Source organism: Paraburkholderia acidiphila (assembly GCF_009789655.1).
Lineage (GTDB): Bacteria > Pseudomonadota > Gammaproteobacteria > Burkholderiales > Burkholderiaceae > Paraburkholderia > Paraburkholderia acidiphila.
In genome coordinates, this window is the sequence record NZ_CP046911.1 from 430,411 (window position 1) to 447,519 (window position 17,109).

The 17,109-nt window shown below is 65.1% G+C and carries 13 protein-coding genes; 9 read left to right on the forward strand and 4 right to left on the reverse strand.

Features of this window, described 5'->3' with window-relative positions; genetic code table 11:
* Positions 1-27 precede the first annotated feature (27 nt).
* Positions 28-939: a DMT family transporter gene (locus FAZ97_RS26195; RefSeq protein WP_158761417.1), complete on the forward strand. Its 912-nt coding sequence runs from the start codon at positions 28-30 to the stop codon at positions 937-939.
* Between the two features lie 116 nt (positions 940-1,055).
* A complete protein-coding gene (locus FAZ97_RS26200; protein ID WP_158761418.1) occupies positions 1,056-2,429 on the forward strand; it encodes an LLM class flavin-dependent oxidoreductase in 1,374 nt (457 codons plus the stop codon).
* Between the two features lie 70 nt (positions 2,430-2,499).
* Here the strand turns inward: FAZ97_RS26200 and FAZ97_RS26205 are convergent, their stop codons facing one another.
* Complete coding sequence (locus FAZ97_RS26205; RefSeq protein WP_233271919.1) at positions 2,500-3,300, reverse strand: MetQ/NlpA family lipoprotein; 801 nt, start codon at positions 3,298-3,300, stop codon at positions 2,500-2,502.
* A gap of 305 nt (positions 3,301-3,605) precedes the next feature.
* Here FAZ97_RS26205 and FAZ97_RS26210 point away from each other — a divergent pair, with 305 nt between their 5' ends.
* On the forward strand, positions 3,606-5,024 hold the full coding sequence (locus tag FAZ97_RS26210; protein WP_158761420.1) for a YeiH family protein: 1,419 nt from the start codon (positions 3,606-3,608) through the stop codon (positions 5,022-5,024).
* A 223-nt stretch (positions 5,025-5,247) separates the two neighbouring features.
* Here FAZ97_RS26210 and FAZ97_RS26215 read toward each other — a convergent pair whose 3' ends face one another.
* Positions 5,248-6,072, reverse strand: a complete 825-nt coding sequence (locus FAZ97_RS26215) for a phosphate/phosphite/phosphonate ABC transporter substrate-binding protein (protein ID WP_199272193.1) — start codon at positions 6,070-6,072, stop codon at positions 5,248-5,250.
* 167 nt (positions 6,073-6,239) lie between these two features.
* Here FAZ97_RS26215 and FAZ97_RS26220 point away from each other — a divergent pair, with 167 nt between their 5' ends.
* Complete coding sequence (locus tag FAZ97_RS26220) at positions 6,240-7,202, forward strand: fatty acid desaturase (protein ID WP_158761421.1); 963 nt, start codon at positions 6,240-6,242, stop codon at positions 7,200-7,202.
* 3 nt (positions 7,203-7,205) lie between these two features.
* Here the strand turns inward: FAZ97_RS26220 and FAZ97_RS26225 are convergent, their stop codons facing one another.
* Complete coding sequence (locus FAZ97_RS26225) at positions 7,206-8,369, reverse strand: epoxide hydrolase family protein (protein ID WP_158761422.1); 1,164 nt, start codon at positions 8,367-8,369, stop codon at positions 7,206-7,208.
* Between the two features lie 360 nt (positions 8,370-8,729).
* On the opposite strand from FAZ97_RS26225, the gene FAZ97_RS26230 reads away from it, so the two are divergent.
* The 4 genes from FAZ97_RS26230 (at position 8,730) to FAZ97_RS26245 (ending at position 14,359) form a co-directional block, all read left to right on the forward strand.
* The gene (locus FAZ97_RS26230; protein WP_158761423.1) at positions 8,730-9,755 is read left to right on the forward strand and encodes an amidohydrolase family protein; all 1,026 of its coding nucleotides are present in this window, start codon (positions 8,730-8,732) and stop codon (positions 9,753-9,755) included.
* 88 nt (positions 9,756-9,843) lie between these two features.
* Positions 9,844-10,572 carry a substrate-binding domain-containing protein gene (locus FAZ97_RS26235; protein ID WP_158761424.1) on the forward strand — a complete coding sequence of 243 codons (729 nt, stop codon included), beginning with the start codon at positions 9,844-9,846 and terminating at the stop codon, positions 10,570-10,572.
* A gap of 190 nt (positions 10,573-10,762) precedes the next feature.
* Positions 10,763-12,541, forward strand: coding sequence for a tannase/feruloyl esterase family alpha/beta hydrolase (locus FAZ97_RS26240; protein ID WP_158761425.1), 1,779 nt, complete (start codon positions 10,763-10,765; stop codon positions 12,539-12,541).
* Between the two features lie 468 nt (positions 12,542-13,009).
* The gene (locus tag FAZ97_RS26245) at positions 13,010-14,359 is read left to right on the forward strand and encodes an MFS transporter (RefSeq protein WP_158761426.1); all 1,350 of its coding nucleotides are present in this window, start codon (positions 13,010-13,012) and stop codon (positions 14,357-14,359) included.
* Positions 14,360-14,453: 94 nt separating this feature from the next.
* Here FAZ97_RS26245 and FAZ97_RS26250 read toward each other — a convergent pair whose 3' ends face one another.
* Positions 14,454-16,040, reverse strand: a complete 1,587-nt coding sequence (locus FAZ97_RS26250) for a methyl-accepting chemotaxis protein (RefSeq protein WP_158761427.1) — start codon at positions 16,038-16,040, stop codon at positions 14,454-14,456.
* Positions 16,041-16,429: 389 nt separating this feature from the next.
* Between FAZ97_RS26250 and FAZ97_RS26255 the strand changes: the two genes are divergently transcribed.
* On the forward strand, positions 16,430-17,107 hold the full coding sequence (locus FAZ97_RS26255; protein ID WP_158761428.1) for a heavy metal response regulator transcription factor: 678 nt from the start codon (positions 16,430-16,432) through the stop codon (positions 17,105-17,107).
* Positions 17,108-17,109 lie beyond the last annotated feature (2 nt).

Sequence of the window (17,109 nt, forward strand, 5' to 3'; positions counted from 1 at the left end):
CCCAACCGACCTGCAAGCGCCTCCGCCATGAATGCCCTGACCCGTTCGTCCCGCACCGTCGATCTGCTGCTCGTCGCCGTCGCCCTCATTTGGGGCACGAGCTATGGCGTCGTGAAGGGTGCGCTGCTCGTCTACCCGGTGCTGGGCCTGCTCGCCCTGCGTTTTGGCCTCACGTTCGTGCTGCTGTCGCCCGCGCTGCGCGCTCTGCGTCATGTGACGTGGCGCGACCGGATCGGCGTGTTCGGTGCGGGTCTGCTGCTACTCGGCATCTTTCTGGCCGAGACGTTCGGCGTTTCACTGACGAACGCCTCGAACGCGGCGTTTCTTATCAGCCTGTGCGTGGTGCTCACGCCGCTCGTGGAGTGGGCGTGGCTCAAGCGCGCGCCGCGCCCGGTGGAATGGCTGGCGGCCGGCGTGTCGCTGCTCGGCGCGCTGCTCCTGACTGGCGGCCACGTTGCGGCGAGCCCGGGCGACTTGCTGGTCGTGCTGGCCGCGCTGTTGCGCGCGGTGACCACTTGCGCGGTCAAGCGCGCGATGAAGTCGGGCGCTGTGCCGGCGCTCACGGTGACGGCGGTGCAGTCCGCCGTCGTGTCGATCGGCTGCGCGGCGCTCGCGCTCACTGTCGCGCCCGAACAATGGCAGCCGTTGCCGCACTGGCAGGGGCACGGCGTGTTCTGGGGCAGCGTGATCTATCTCGTGGCGGGCTGCACGCTGTTCGCCTTCTTCGTGCAGAACTACGCCGTGAGCCGCAGCAGCCCCACGCGCGTGGCGTTGCTCATGGGCAGCGAGCCGGTGTTCGGCGCCCTCTTTGCCTGCGTGTGGCTGGGCGAGCGTCTTTCCGTGCCTGCGTGGATCGGCGGCATGCTGATTGTTGCGGCCTCGCTGTTTGCGCTCAAGCGGGAACCCCAGGCCGAAATGCAGGAAGCCGTGAAAGCGTAGGGCGCGCCACATCCGCAAAGCTGATATGCAATTGCGAATTAACTGGTAGGGGATCGGGACGCGGGCTGTTCCAATGGACGATTGGACCCGTTCGACGCCGCAGGAGAATCCCCAGGATGGCAAAAGCCAACAAACCCATATTGCTCAACGCGTTCAACATGAATTGCGTGGGGCACATCAATCACGGACTGTGGACGCATCCGCGCGACCGCTCGACCGACTACCGCACGCTCGCATACTGGACGAATCTCGCGCGCACGCTGGAGCGCGGGCTCTTCGACGGACTGTTTCTCGCCGATATCGTGGGCGTCTACGACGTCTATCAGCGCAACGTGGACGTGACGTTGCGCGAGTCGATCCAGCTGCCGGTCAACGACCCCACGCTCGTCGTGCCGGCGATGGCCGCGGTGACCGAGCATCTCGGCTTTGGCGTGACGGTCAATCTCACTTACGAGCAGCCGTATCTGCTGGCGCGGCGTTTTTCCACGCTCGATCACCTCACGCAAGGCCGCATTGGCTGGAACATCGTGACGGGCTATCTGGACAGCGCGGCGCGCGCCATGGGGCTCGAGCAGCAGCTTCCACACGACGAACGCTACGACCGCGCCGACGAATACCTGGAAGTCCTCTACAAACTCTGGGAAGGCAGTTGGGAATCAGACGCCGTGCGGCGCGACAAGGCCGCGCGTATTTTCGCGGACCCTGCGAAGCTGCACCGCGTGGAGCATGCGGGGCGCTACTACCGCATGGACGGCTATCACCTGGCGGAGCCTTCGCCGCAGCGCACGCCGGTGCTGTTCCAGGCGGGCAGTTCGGGGCGAGGGCAGCGTTTTGCGGCGCGCCATGCCGAATGCGTGTTCATTTCGCCGCCCAACCGCGCGGCGGCCCGCGAGACGGTGCGCGCGCTGCGCGAACAGCTGGTGCAAGCGGGGCGCCGCCCCGACGACGTGAAAGTTTTCGTTGGCGCGGCGGTGGTGCCGGGCGCGACCGAGCGCGAGGCACGCGAGAAGTATGCCGACTACCGCCAGTATGCGAGCCGCGAAGCGGGGCTCGCGCATTTCGCGTCGAGCACGGGCATCGATTACGCGCAATACGACCTCGACGCCCCCGTTGATTACGCGCCGGGCAACGCGATCGAATCCGCTACGCGCACGGCGAAGCAACATGGCTGGACGCGGCGCAAGCTGCTCGAGATGTTCGAGCTGGGCGGGCGCTATCCGGCGATTGTCGGCAGCGCTTCGCAGGTGGCGGACGAACTGCAGGCGTGGATTGACGAAGCCGATGTGGATGGCTTCAATCTGAGCCGGACTGTGGTGCCCGAGAGCTACGAGGATTTCGTGGATCTCGTCGTGCCCGAGTTGCAGGCGCGCGGGCGTTACAAGAGCGCGTATGCGCCCGGCACGTTGCGGGAGAAGTTGTTTGGGGATGCGCCTACGTTGCCGCAGCGGCACGCCGGGGCAGGGTTCAGGCGCGTGACGGAATCGGCCTGAATGGCGGTGTAATGCAAAATCGCCGGTGATCCGCATAGCGAATCACCGGCGATGGACGGCTCAAGCGCCTTTACTGCTGAGGCGCGTCCTTCCACGCGGGCAGCGTCGCCCCGTGATAGACGGCAACGATTTCGGAAGCGACATTGGGCTGCTGATAGCTTTCCACGAGCGCATGCACCCAAGGCGCGTTGGCGTCTTTCTCGTTCACGGCAATGAAGTTGCGATACGGATTGCCACTCACCTTCTCTTGCGCAATACGCTCTTGCGGAATCTTGATGCCCGACTTCACGGCCCAGTCCGTATTGACCACGGCCGCATCGAGATCGCCAATCGCGCGCCCGACAATGCCCGAATCGAGTTCCTTGATATGGATATTCTTCGGGTTCTTCGCGATATCGCGTGCGGTCGGCAAGAGGCCGACATCGTCGCGCAGCGTAATGAGCCCTTGTGCCTGGAGCAGCAGGAGCGAGCGGCCCTCGTTGCTCGGATCGTTCGGCACGCCGATGGTCGCGCCCTGCGGCAGGTCCGCCACCGACTTCACCTTGCGCGAATACAGCCCGATAGGCTGCACATAGGTAAAGCCCACCGGCACGATCTTGTAGCCGCGCGCCTTGATCTGCGCGTCGAGATACGGCTTGTGCTGGAACGAGTTCGCGTCGAGGTCGTGGCTGGAGAGCGCTTCGTTCGGCTGCGTATATTCGGAGAACGTGGTCACCTTGATCGTGAGGCCACGCTTCGCAGCGTTGGCGGCGACCACGCGCCACACGTCCTCGTCTTCGCCCGACATGATGCCCACGCGCAACGTCTGGTCCGCTGCGTGCGCAAGCGTCACGCCCCCAAAACTCACGCCCAGCGCAAGCATTGCCAGCATCGTGCCCAACAAGGTTCTTTTCTTCATAGGATCCATTATTCGAAGAGTTGTGGATAGGGCGATCCTAAGGAGCGCGCCGCGAGCGGACAACCAATTTCGGGAGCATTGCTTAGCTAGATTCGTCGTTTTGCGGCGTGCCAGCGATTGCATAAGCATCAAACAATAAGTCATTTCGGTTTCGAAGATCAGCATTCCATACTGATTGGCGAGGCGCGCGCTTCGGGATGCGTAGCGCCTGCTTAAAGGCGGCAAAGGGGCGACATAGCGATCGCCGCAACCGGGGTTTGAACAGGGGAAAACCAACTATGAGCAATACGACGCTTGCCGCAGAGGGTGGCAAACATGCGCGTGGGCAGGCCGTGGCGGCCCAGCGCAAGCCGTTCGGTACGGAAGACTGGTGGGCGGTGGCAATCGGGCTCTTCGTCATTGCCATCGCCTATGTGCTGTTCGCTTCCGGCGGCAGCATCAAGAGCCTGGCGGTGGCGCCCGCGCGCTGGAACGACTTCGGCGCGCTCGCGCGCGACCTCGCCGCGCACGCGGGAGGCTACGCGGCGCTGTTCGTCGGCTTCGCGGCCGTATTCTCCGTGGCGATCGCGGCGCTTGGCTTGCCGGTGGCGCAATTCATCAGAGGATTTTTCGTTCTGTTCGTGGTGTCGGCGCTGATCTTCGTTGTGGGAGCGTGGGCGCAGGCTACGCGCTACAACCTCGAACCGCCGCTGATCGCACTCGCGCTCGGGCTGATTGTCTCGAACGTGTTCACGTTGCCTGCCTGGCTCGCGCCGGCACTGCGCGTGGAGTTCTACATCAAGGTTGGGATCGTGCTGCTCGGCGCGACGCTGCCGCTCACGTTGATCGCATGGGCCGGTCCGGTTGCCGTGGGGCAGGCCACGATCGTTTCGCTCGTCACCTTCTTCGTGATCTACGGCACCGCACGGGCGCTGAAGATCGAGCAGCGCTTCGCCGCGGTGCTGGGCGTGGGCGGCGCGGTGTGCGGCGTTTCGGCGGCAATCGCCATTGCGGGCGCGGTGCGCGCGCGGCGCGAGCAGGCGTCGGTGGCGATCACGCTCGTCGTGGGCTGGGCGATCGTCATGGTGTTCGCGCTGCCCGCGCTTTCGCGTGCGTTCGGCCTGCCGACAGGCATTGCCGGCGCCTGGATCGGCACCTCGGAATTCGCGGACGCGGCGGGCATCGCCGCCGCCCAGGCCTACGGCGATCTTGCGCGGCATGCGGGCGGCGCGGTAGCGGGGGCGCCCGACGCGGCGCTGCAGGCATTCGTGTTGATGAAGGTGGTGGGGCGCGATATCTGGATCGGCATCTGGGCCTTCGTGCTGGCGATCGTCGCGACCACGCGCTGGGACCGCGAGGCCGGCGACGAAGTACAAACAACGACACGCGCCCGCGAAATCTGGACGCGTTTCCCGAAGTTCGTGATTGGCTTCGTCATTGCTTCGGCGTTCGTCACGTGGGTCGCCTCGCACTACACGCTGGCCGAATACCGCAGCGTCGTGACACCGGCCTTCGTCGCGCCGATCGTCGCGCTGCGCACCTGGGCGTTCACGTTCTGCTTTCTGAGCATTGGCCTCACCACGCGCTTCGCCGCGCTTTCATCGACGGGTGTGAGGCCCCTTGCCGCGTTCACGGCCGGCGTGGCCGTGAATGTGGTGATCGGCTATCTGCTCTCGGCGCATGTGTTCGCACCGTACTGGCTGGCGCTCGGCAAATGAGCATGAATGGCGCGGCTGATTCCGCGAAGCGCCCGCAGTGTGCGCAGTGCGCGCACTGGGCCGAAGACCGCGCGGTGCTGGAGGCGCGCATTGCGGGGTTGGCCTCGTTCGGGTCGGCTTATGGGGCAAGTGTTGGGCAGAGCCGGTTGTGTTTGCGCCACGACCGGCTGACTCAACCGGAGGATCGCTGTGCGGCATTCGTTGCGCGCACAACGTAGGGTGGTCATCGAAGCTCGGGATAGCCCTGCTGCGTGGCCGCGTTGGCCATGTCCTCGATTTCAGCGTATGCCTCGCCAGTGAGTCTCGCGAATCCGCGCAGACGCAGCGTGCGCGCGCGTTCGGGATCGGCTGCGAGCGCGGTGTCCAAAGCATCGCGCAGCGCTTCGGCCTGACCTTCGCCGAGCGCACGTGAGGCGATGAGCGGAAGGCCGGGCGCGGAATGTGTCATGCCGATGGTTCGAACGCCACCGAACCATTCGGGATGCGAATCGTTCAGCAGTGCAAGCGTGACGCAGTCGATGGCGCCCACGTCGGCCGCACCGCTCGCCAGCGCCCGCAGCGTGGCCGCATGCGAGCCAGTCCAAAACACCGAGGCGAAGAAGCGTCCGCCGCGCGCGAGCGGCGCGACTGAGTGGCGAAACGCGTTCATGCCGCTATGCGAATCCGTACCGTTGCATGCGGCGCGCAGGCCTCGGCATGCTTCGAGCGTGTTCGCACCGCGCGCCCAAGCTTCAGCGGAAACGACGAGCACGCTTCGATAGCGCGGGCCTTCGCAGCCGGGGGCGTCGAATATCGGGGTCGCAATCAGCTGGACTTCGTCGGCGAGGCCGAGCATCCGGTACGGATACCCGCAGGTTTGCGAGAGCAGCAAATCCTTGCGGCGCCAGTGGGGCATGAGTTCGCCCTCGGGCGCGTTCACGATCGTCACGTCGCCGGGTTCGAACGCACGCGCGAAGACCGCCACGCAGTCGCTCAAAAGCGCATGCCACAACGCCGCATGGTGCGGCGTGACGTTGTACATCGGCAGGGAAGCGATCCAGCGGGTCATCGGCGCATTTTACGCTGCGCGACCCGGGCGCGCAGCGCGGCGCGGCGAAATAAGCAAATGGCAATTCGTTGGTTGGTGAAGCGCCCCGCGTTCGGTATGGTGAGGGCCTGAATTGCTTTGCTCTCCGTATGGAGTGGCACCATCCTTCATCGCGGGAGCGGGCGCACATGGCCGAATACTTCGACGCAGACCACGCGCGGGAAGTCGCCGCGCTCGGCACAGGCTTCACCGCGCGCACGGAATGGCCCACCTGGCTATTGATCGCCGTGATTTACGGTGGCTGGTTTGCGGTGCTGGCCCTCTTGCGCTCAGGTGTCCTTACGCTTGCCGCCGCCACGCCATCCCTCATTGTGCTGTGCGCATGGCATATGTCGCTCCAGCACGAATTGCTGCACGGTCATCCCACCCGGTTCGCATGGCTGAACATGGCGCTGGGCTGGCCGCCGCTCGCCGTGTGGTTTCCCTATGCGGTGTACCGCGAAAGCCATATGGCGCATCACCGCGACGAAGCGCTGACCGTGCCCGGCATCGACCCCGAAACGAACTATGTGCAGCACGCGCAATGGGCTCGTTTGCCGCGCTGGCATCGCGTGCTATGGCACGCACGCAAGAGCTTCGTCGGGCGTGTGGTGATCGGCCCGCCCATGAGCGTGGCGGCGATGCTCGCGGGCGCGGCGAGAACGCTGCGCGGTGGCGACTGGCGCCACGTGCCGATGTGGCTCGCGCACCTCGCCGCCGTCGTGCTGCTGCTCGCATGGGTGCAGCGTTACGCGGGCATGCCGTGGTGGTGGTATCTCGCCGCTGTTACCTGGCCCGCGCTTGGACTTGCGATGGTCCGCTCGCTGTACGAGCATCGCGCGGCGTCGCATCCCAAGGCGCGCATTGCCATCAACGAGGCCGGGCTCGTCATGCGCTTCCTGTATCTGAACAACAACTACCATCTCGTGCACCACGACCTGCCGCGCCTGCCGTGGTTTCAACTGCCGCGCGCCTACCGTATGCGGCGCGACGCCTATCGGCACAAGTGCGGCGGCTTCGTGATCGAAGGCTACGCCGCGCTCTTCAGGCGCTACGCGTGGCGCGCGACGGATGCGCCCGCGCATCCGTTCGGCGACAACGCGGCGCAGTGACGCTCACTCGCGGAACCGTTTGAAAAAGCGGCGCATATCGGCGGCGAGAAGGTCGGGTTCTTCCATGGCGGCGAAATGGCCGCCGCGCGGCATGTCGGTCCATTGCACGACATTGAACACGCGCTCGACCCACGAGCGCGGCGGGTGATTGATCTCCTTGGGAAAGCGCGCGAACGCAACGGGCGGCGCCACGCGTTGCCCGGCCGCGAAACGAAACGGCTGGAGCCGGTTTTCCCAATACATCTGCATGGACGTGCCAATGCTGCCCGCGAACCAGTACAACGAAAGGTCCGTCAGCAAGGTGTCCTTCGAGAACCGGCGCTCGATTACCCCGCCACAGTCGCTCCATGCGCGAAACTTTTCGCCGATCCACGCGGCAAGCCCCGCGGGCGAGTCGTTGAGCGCCGCCGCCGCGGTTTGCGGCTTCGTGGCGTGCATATGCGCATATCCGCCCTCCAGCGCCGCCCAGTCCGCCTTTTCGCGCAGATAGTCCTGTTCCTCCGGGGTGAGCGCGGCATCGACTGTGGGTTCGTACGAAGAGGGCAGGAAGTTCAGGTGGATGCCCTCCACGGCCTGGCTGTGCCGCGCAGCCAGTGCGATAGACACACCCGCGCCAAGGTCGCCGCCTTGGGCGCCGAAGCTCTCGTAGCCGAGACCGCGCATGAGTGCCGCCCACAGGTCTGCCACCTGCCACGCGGACGAACCGGGCGCAGCCGGAGCGGGCGAAAAGGCGAAGCCCGGCAGCGACGGGGCGACGACGTCGAACGCGTCGGCCGGGTCGGCGCCGAAGGCGGCCGGGTCACACAACCGGTCGAGCAGCGCGTGGAATTCGAAGAACGAGCCTGGCCAGCCGTGCGTGATCACGAGCGGGTAGGGCTTCGGGCCCGCGCCGCGCCGATGCACGAAGTGCACGCGTTGGCCGGCTGCGCCACCCTCGCCACCGACCTCCGCCATGAACTGCGGCAGCTGGTTCAGCGCGCGTTCGGCCGCGCGCCAGTCGTATTCGTCTGCCCAATACGCGACGAGTTCACGCAGCCAGGCATGGTCTGCTCCTTGCTGCCACGCCGGCGCGGGCGTGGCGTTGGCCCAGCGTGTGGCGCGCAGGCGTGCGCGCAGGTCGTCGATTGCCTCATCGGGAACGCCAATTTCGAATCGGTCGATATGCATGATGGTTCATCCGCACGATGTCAGACCAAAGAACTGGCCATTATGAGCGAATTCGCCACCGTGCACCGGCCGCCCCCTGGTGCCCTTCGAATTCCCTCCATCGCTTACCAGATGTTTATCGAGGCATTCGTTTTATTTATCGGTGCTTTGAAAACAAGGCGACGCATCTTTGGGGCCATGGGGCCCCGCGCAAAGCCCTAGGCGTCTGTGGTTTCCGGCCTTCCCGGCCGCCCGCTGCCGCACCCGTTTATTGGCATGAGCGACGTTTTTCGCGCAATCTAGGTAGTTGCCCTGGCTACTAGCGCGGTGGGGCCAATTCGTACCGTAGCGCAACGATTCGAATCAGCAGCAGAGGTCCCAATGATCATCGACATTCATGGCCACTACACCACGGCGCCCACAGCGCTGGAGGCGTGGCGCAAACGCCAGATAGCGGGCATCGCCAATCCGTCCGAAATGCCGAAGGCAGCGGAGCTGAAGATTGGCGACGACGAATTGCGCGAAACGGTCGAACTCAATCAGCTGAAGCTGATGCGCGAGCGCGGTCTCGATCTGACGATCTTCAGTCCGCGCGCGAGTTTCATGGCCCACCATATCGGCGACTTCCAGGTGTCGAGCACGTGGGCGGCGATCTGCAACGAGCTGTGCCACCGCGTGAGCGAGCTTTTCCCCGATCATTTCGTGCCGGCCGCGATGCTGCCGCAAAGCCCGGGCGTCGACCCCGCCACGTGCGTCGAGGAACTCGTCAAATGCGTGGAGCAGTACGGCAACGTGGCGGTCAACCTGAATCCCGATCCCTCGGGCGGCCACTGGACGAGCCCGCCGCTTTCGGACCGTCACTGGTACCCGATCTACGAGAAGCTGGTCGAATACGACATTCCCGCGATGATCCACGTGAGCACGAGCTGCAACGCGTGCTTCCACACCACGGGCGCACACTACCTGAACGCGGATACGACCGCCTTCATGCAGTGCCTGACCTCAGACCTGTTCCGCGATTTCCCCACGCTGCGCTTTGTGATTCCGCACGGTGGCGGCGCGGTGCCCTACCACTGGGGACGCTTTCGGGGCCTCGCGCAGGAGCTGAAGAAGCCGCCGCTCCAGGAGCATCTGCTGAACAACGTGTTCTTCGACACCTGTGTGTATCACCAACCCGGCATCGACCTGCTCACGCGTGTGATTCCCGTGGACAACATCCTGTTCGCGAGCGAGATGATCGGTGCGGTGCGCGGCATCGACCCTGAGACTGGCCACTATTTCGACGACACGAAGCGCTATATCGAAGCCGCGCATGTCGACGAAGCGGACCGCTACAAGATCTACGAAGGCAACGCGCGGCGTGTGTATCCGCGTCTGGACGCGCGGCTCAAGGCAAAGGGCTTGTGAGCGCACACGCGGTGGCCCCCGTGCCATGCACTACCGGCGAGGCGCAAGATCAGGCGGCCTCGCTTTCTCCCGATCGATACGAAAGTCAATGAGCAAGGAAGACGTGAAAAGCAACGCCGCGCTGGCGGGTGTCGGGTCGATGGCGACGCGCCTCCTGCTTGCGGGTCTCGCCGAGCAATACGCGCGCGAAACGGGGCAGCGCGTGACGGTTGCCGCGATTGGCGGCGTGGATGCCGCGCGGCGGGTGCAGGCGGGCGACGCGTTCGATTTCGCCGTGCTGGCCTCGGCGGCAATCGAGCGCCTCGCGGCGTCCGGGCATCTCGTCGGCGCGCGCACGGACGTCGTGCGCTCCGGCATGGCGGCGGCCGTCGCGACAGGCACGGCGCACCCGGATATCGGCACGCAAGCCGCCCTGCGCGAGACGATGCTGCGCGCGGCGCGCATCGGCTATTCAACGGGGCCTAGCGGCAAGCATTTGCTCGGCCTGCTCGACCGCTGGGGCATGGCCGAAGCGCTCGGGCCGCGCCTCGTGCTGGCGCCGCCGGGCGTGCCGGTGGCGAGCCTCATTGCGAATGGCGAGGTCGAGATCGGGTTCCAGCAATTGAGCGAGCTAAAGGACGTGCCGGGCGTGGACGTGGTCGGACCGCTTCCCGCCGGCGCCCAACTCGTCACGGTCTTTTCCGCGGCGATCTGCGCGGTGTCCCGGCAGCAGCGGGCGGCAGCGGATTTCCTTGCCTTCCTGGGTTCGGAGCGCGCCGAGGCGGCCAAGCGGGCGTTCGGCATGGAGCCGGCAGGCGGCGCGCAGTACGGGCAGTAAGCGGGTCGGCAGGGCACGAGCAAGACAGCAATAAGAGAAACAGAAGGAGCAATCAAGCGATTGGATCGGGCATCTCATGCCGCACGATCTACGTGTTTACGTTAATTAGACATCCTAATCAGAAAACAGAATTGGAGGCGTGAAAAGTGAACCGGAAGAACACCCCTACGTACAACATCAGGAGGCAAGCATGAGAAACCCGCATACCCGGCGGCTTTTCACGAGCGCTCGCGCTCGTGCTGCCTCGCTGCTCTCCCTCTTCGCCATCTTCGCGGCGGCCACGCTCGTTGCTGCGTGCGGCAGTGGCAGCAGCGGCAGCACCAGCAGCAGCGATGCCGCGAAAGCGCCGCTCGCAGTCGTGGCGCCCGTAGTGGATTGTTCGAAGCTGGCTTCGGTCGATATCTCCGATATCGGCGGTTCGGGCAGCGCGATCACGTCGGCTGCCGTGACCACGGCGACCGTCAACGGGGCTTCGGTCAGCTTCTGTACCGTGAAGGGCACGCTCGCGCCTTCGAATACGTTCGAAGTGGCGCTGCCGGTGAGCACGTGGACGCAGCGCTTCGCGGCGCTGGGCTGCGGAGGCTTGTGCGGCAACGTGAGCGACCCGACCCAGCAGTCGTCGTTCAGCTTCAGCTACACGTGCCCGCTCGTGCAGGAAGGCGGCTTCGTGACGGCGGCGACGGACATGGGCCACTCGGGCAACGACGCGACATGGACGACGGACCCGCAAAAACAGGCTGATTTCGCGTATCGCGGGCAGCACATCACCACGCTCACGGCCGAAAAGCTCATCAAGGCCTACTACGGGCAGGCGCAAAAGTACGCGTACTTCATCGGCTGCTCGGACGGTGGCCGCGAAGCGCTCATGGCGGCACAACGCTACCCGAACGACTATAACGGCATCGTCGCGGGCGCTCCGGCGGCGCACTTCCAGATCCAGAACTCGCTGTATCACGGCTGGAGCGTGGAGTCGCAAAGCACGACCGGTGACAGCACCGGCAACGCCACGCTCTACGCCGACAAGGCGCTCGTGCTGCACAAGGCCGTCGTGGCGGCATGCGGCGGCCAGGCGGGCGTGCCCGACGGACTGATCGCCGATCCGCGCACCTGCAATTTCGATCCCGCATCGATCCAGTGTGCACAAGGCGCGACGAACACGAGCAACTGCCTGACCGCCGCCGAAGTCGCGACCGCGAGCAAGATCTATGGCGGACCGGTGGACGCGACCACCGGCGAGCGCATGCTGGCGGGCTCGCCGCAGATGGGTTCGGAAGAGAACTGGGTAGGCGTGGAAGTGCCGACGACGAACTCGACGGCAGCGCCCGTTTCGGTGAAGAGCCTGTTCAGCTACATGATCGTGACGGGCGCCTATAACCTGATCTTCACGGGCTCGCCGATGATGCCGACGATCGACACCTTCGGCTACACGGACGCGAGCTTCTACCCGACCTACCTGCAGGCCAACCATCCGCTGATGGATGCGACGAACCCCGACCTCTCCGCGTTCAACAAGGCAGGCGGCAAGCTGATCCTGTGGCACGGCTGGGCGGATCAACATATTTCGCCGCTCTTCACGATCCAGTACTACGAGGCCATGCAGAACACGATGGGCCCCTCGAACGTGAGCAATTTCGCGCGCCTTTACCTCGTGCCAGGCGTGGCGCACTGCGGCGGCGGCGAAGGCTTCCCGAACATCGACCTCGTCTCGCAGATCACCGCGTGGGCCGAGCAGGGCACGGCGCCGAACGCGGTCATGACGTACCAGACCGATTCGTCGAACAACGTGACGGCGAGCCGCCCCGTGTATCCGTACCCGGCCGTGGCGCAGTTCACGGGCACCGGCGACTGGCACCTCGGCGCCAACTGGACGCAGGGCGCACCGTTGTACAACGAGCCCACGCATACCTGGGCGGGCTCGAGCTTCTATACGTCGTACACGCCGACGACGCAGGGGGTTGCCGCGCCTTAACGGGAACAACCGCATGATTCGCAGTTGAACCGGCCAGCCCTTCGGGGCTGGTTTCGTTTGAGTTTCGATAAATGAATCGCATGGCAATGGCGGTGAGCCGGTTCATGCCTTCAGGCGATGTAGCGGCGACTGAATCCCGCACGATCGTCCGTCACGTTTGCGAATCCTTTCGGAGAGCATCGATTTTGTTTATTGCGCTGGATTCGAATCGAGCCTCGGGCCGCGACAGGCGAAGCGCGGGCCGATTCGGCCCAGCCTTTATGCGGCGCGGCTTCCAGGGCAATCGCGCAGGGGCGGGCAGGCCGCCATAGCCCATGCGAACGGGCATGGATGTACCCAATATGTGGTTAACCCGCACTTTCAGGCGAGGGGTTGGCCACCTATCGTGCCCCCGACGGATAGCAGTTCATAGAAATTCGACTCGGGCACGAGCGAGCGGCAGACCACAGAACGGACAGGAGACGACAGATGTCTGGCAGCAAAACAATCGATATCAAGGCGTTCATCGACGAACGCCATATTTCGGCGTACCAGTGGCTACTGGTGGCGCTGTGCTTTCTCGCGGTGACCGCCGATGGCATGGACGTGGCCATCATGGGGTTCGTGGCGCCCTCCATCGTTCACGAGTGGGGCATTTCGCGCCCCGAGTTCGGGCTCGTCATGAGCGCGGCGCCGATCGGCCTCGTGATCGGCGCGCTGGCCGCCGGTCCCGCCTCCGACCGCGTGGGCCGCAAGTGGGTGCTGATTACCTCCGTGTTCCTCTTCGGCGTGTTCACGATCCTCACGGCGTTCACGCAGTCGCCGGTTTCCATGGCCGTGCTGCGTGTGCTGACCGGCATCGGTCTTGGCGCGGCTATGCCGAACTCCACGACGCTGCTCTCGGAGTACTCGCCGCAACGCCGCCGCGCGCTGCTCATCACGATCATGTTCACGGGCTTCAACCTCGGCTCGGCGTTGATCGGCTTCGCAGCGGGCTGGCTCGTGCCGATCCACGGCTGGCGCGCGGTGCTGATCTTCGGCGGCGCCATCCCGCTCGTACTCGTGCCGCTGCAGGCCTGGCTGCTGCCGGAATCGGCGCGTTTGCTCGCCGTGCGGGGCGCCACGAGCCAGCGCATTGCCGCGACGCTCAACCGCGTGACCGGCGCCAACTTCGCGGGCGACGAGAACTTCGTCTCGACGGAACCGCCACTGCCCACGCGCAAGCCGATTGGCGTGCTGTTCTCGCAAGGCTACGGCGTGATGACTCTCGCGCTGTGGGTCACGTATTTCATGGGCCTGCTCGTGATCTATCTGCTCACGGGCTGGCTGCCCACGCTGATCAAGGACGCGGGCCTCTCCATCACGGTGGCGGCGAACGTTACGGCCATGTTCCAGATCGGCGGCACGATCGGCGCGGTGCTGGTGGGCTGGGTCATGGACAAGGTGCGTCCGGCGCGTGTGATCAGCGCGGCGTATGTCGGCGGCGGCATCTGCGTGCTGGCGCTGGCCAGCGTCGGTGCGCTCTCCTCGTCGCTCGCGCTGCTGGTGTTCGCCGCGGGCTTCTGCATGAGCGGTGCGCAAACCGGCCTGAACGCCTACGCACCGGGCCGCTATCCGACGGTTGCGCGCGCAACGGGTGTGAGCTGGATGCTGGGCATGGGCCGCTTCGGCAGCATTTTCGGCTCGGCCATCGGCGGCGCGCTGCTGGGCCTTGGCTGGGAATTCGCCGCGATCCTCGCGATGCTCGCCGTACCGGCCGTGCTCGCGGCGATTGCGATTCTGGTTTCGCAGCGTGCGCGTCATTCGGAACCGGCTACCCAGGTGAGCGCGGCACACTAAGTTTTTGATTTGGCAACAGCGCTGGATTGAGCGGCGCGGCGGTGCGAATTGCACTGCCGCGCCGTTTTTTGTTGACTGCAGGAACGCAGCAGGGTTAGATCCTGAACGCCCCCACCGTCTCGATCACGGTTTCCGCATTCCTGCCGAGCGTATTGGCGGAAATCGAAAAGTGATTCACGAGCGCGCTGTCCTGTTGCGTGAGCGCTTCGATATGATCCAAAGCCTGCTTGATCTCGGCAATGCCCGTGCTTTGCTCGCCGGTCGCGATATTGATTTCGTCGATGAGTACATTCACGTCGCGCACCTCCTGAACCGCCTGCTGCATCTTTTCGCGCGCCGTTTCCGTGAGTTGACACCCTTCCTGAACTTTTTGCGTCGAGTCGACGATGAGACCGGCGATCTCCTTGGCCGCCATGGCCGCGCGGCCGGCGAGATTGCGCACCTCGCTCGCCACCACCGCGAAGCCGCGCCCATGCTCGCCTGCGCGCGCCGCTTCCACGGCGGCGTTGAGCGCGAGAATATTGGTCTGGAAGGAAATCCCTTCGATCACCTGAATGATCTCGCCGATCTTGCGCGAGGCCTCGGTAATGCCTTGCATCGTCACCGTCATGGCTTCCACGGCGCGGCCGCTGTCTTCGGTAATGGCGCGCGCCTGGCCCGCGCTCGTGGCGGCCTGCCGCGCCGCATCGGCGGTTTGCCGCACGTTGGCCGCAATATGCTGCATCGAAGCCGCGGATTGCTCGAGGCTCGCCGCCTGCGATTCGGCTCGCGCCGAAAGCTTCCGGCTGCCTTCGGACACGGTTACCGTGGCCGCGCTCATGCGCGCCATCTGGTCGCGCGCATCGCCGACGATTGCGCGCATGTTCAGGCTGACCTGGTTGACCGATTGTTCGAGCTTGCCGACCACGCCGGTAGGCTTCCAGGTGTTCTCGACCTTCTGCGTGAGGTCGCCCATGGCGAGCCGTGTGGCCGCGCCGAGCAGGCGGCGCAACGGGTAGATGAACATGAAGCGCATGCGGTATTCGGCCAGCACGCCGAACGCGGCACAGGCCGCAAGGCCGATCGCCGTGCGCACGGGCGTGATCGACGATGCGCCGCCGTCGATGATGACCCCCGTGACCAGGCCGGCCGCCGCGAGACCGCTCGTGAGCAGGTAGGTCTGCGTCTTCATGGTGGGATGCACGAAGCGCGAAAGCCGTCCCGCCATGTCGATGCGAACGATCGCGCCTGCCTGCAGATGGTGGGCGTGCCGGCCGGCGCGTTGCTCTGCGAGCAAGGTGGCGTAGAGCGCTTCGGCGGCGAGCACCTGGTCGCGCGAAGCGGCGGTGTGGACGGCGCGGTACGCCACGACATGCTGACCTTCGACAATGGGTGTCACGCCAATCTGCACCCAGCAAGGCTGCCCATGGCTGAAGCGGTTCTTCAGCACGCCGATCCACGGCTCGCGCTTTTTCAGCGTGGCCCACATGTCGCGATAGACTTCGGCCGGCATGTCGGGATGGCGCAAGACGCTATGCGGCTGCCCGATCAGCGCCTCGCGGGTAAAGCCGCTGGCTTCGATCAACGCGTCGTTGCAGTAGGTGATCACGCCGCGCGTGTCGGTTGTGGAAACGAGCAGTTTTCCGGGCGGGAGAGCGGCTTCTCCGTGACGGTTCGGCTGGGTCGATGGTTCAGTGTGCACTCGCGGTCTCCTTTGTTCTTGACTGGCTAGTTCGGTCGTTCGCTGCTTATCGGCTGGCGTTCCCGATCATGAATGGGGCGATTCGCAGCCAGAAACCATCGCTGGCGGGCGGCGAGGCGATAAACGCAGCGAAGCGCAACGGCGTGCGCAGCGGGGCAGAAGCGCAAACGCCCACGGCATAAGGCTCTCGACCAGACAAGAGAAGCGCGCAAGCCGTTTCGGCGCGCGTTTGCCTGCTCAACGCCCGATAAGTGATTCGCAAGCCTCGCGAAGCAGATTCGATACGACCGTTCGAAATGCAACGGGCAATCGTCCGGCGGTCCCGGTAGACGCGCAGCAAGCGACGGAGCGCATACAATTGAGCCGGACACACTCAGAGTTGAACGGCGATGCGCATTCTTGTGATCGAAGACGAGCCGAAGACCGGCGCGTACCTGAAGAAGGGCTTCGAAGAGTCCGGCTACGCCGTGGACGTTGCCGCGGACGGCGCCGAAGGCCTGATCCTCGCGAAGGAGGCTGCGTACGACGTGATCGTGCTCGACGTGATGCTGCCGGCCATGGACGGCTGGACGGTGCTCAAGACGCTGCGCACGACGCACACCACGCCGGTGCTCTTCCTCACCGCGCGCGACGATATCAGCGACCGCGTGAAGGGCCTCGAGCTGGGCGCGGACGACTACCTCGTCAAGCCGTTCGCGTTCGTGGAACTGCTTGCGCGCGTGCGCACGCTGGCCCGCCGCGGCCCCCCGCGCGAGAGCGACGTGCTCATGCTCGGCGACCTCGAAGTGGACGTGACGCGCCGGCGCGTGAAACGCGGGGCCGCGCGCATCGACCTCACGCCGAAGGAGTTTTCGCTGCTGCAACTGCTCGTACGCCGCCAGGGCGAAGTGCTCACGCGCACGCAAATCGCCTCCTACGTGTGGGACATGAACTTCGACAGCGACACCAACGTCGTGGAAGTCGCGATCCGGCGCCTGCGCGCGAAGGTGGACGACGCATTCGACGTCAAGCTGATCCACACGGTGCGCGGCGTGGGCTACGTCGCCGAAATCAAAGGGAACGCCTGATG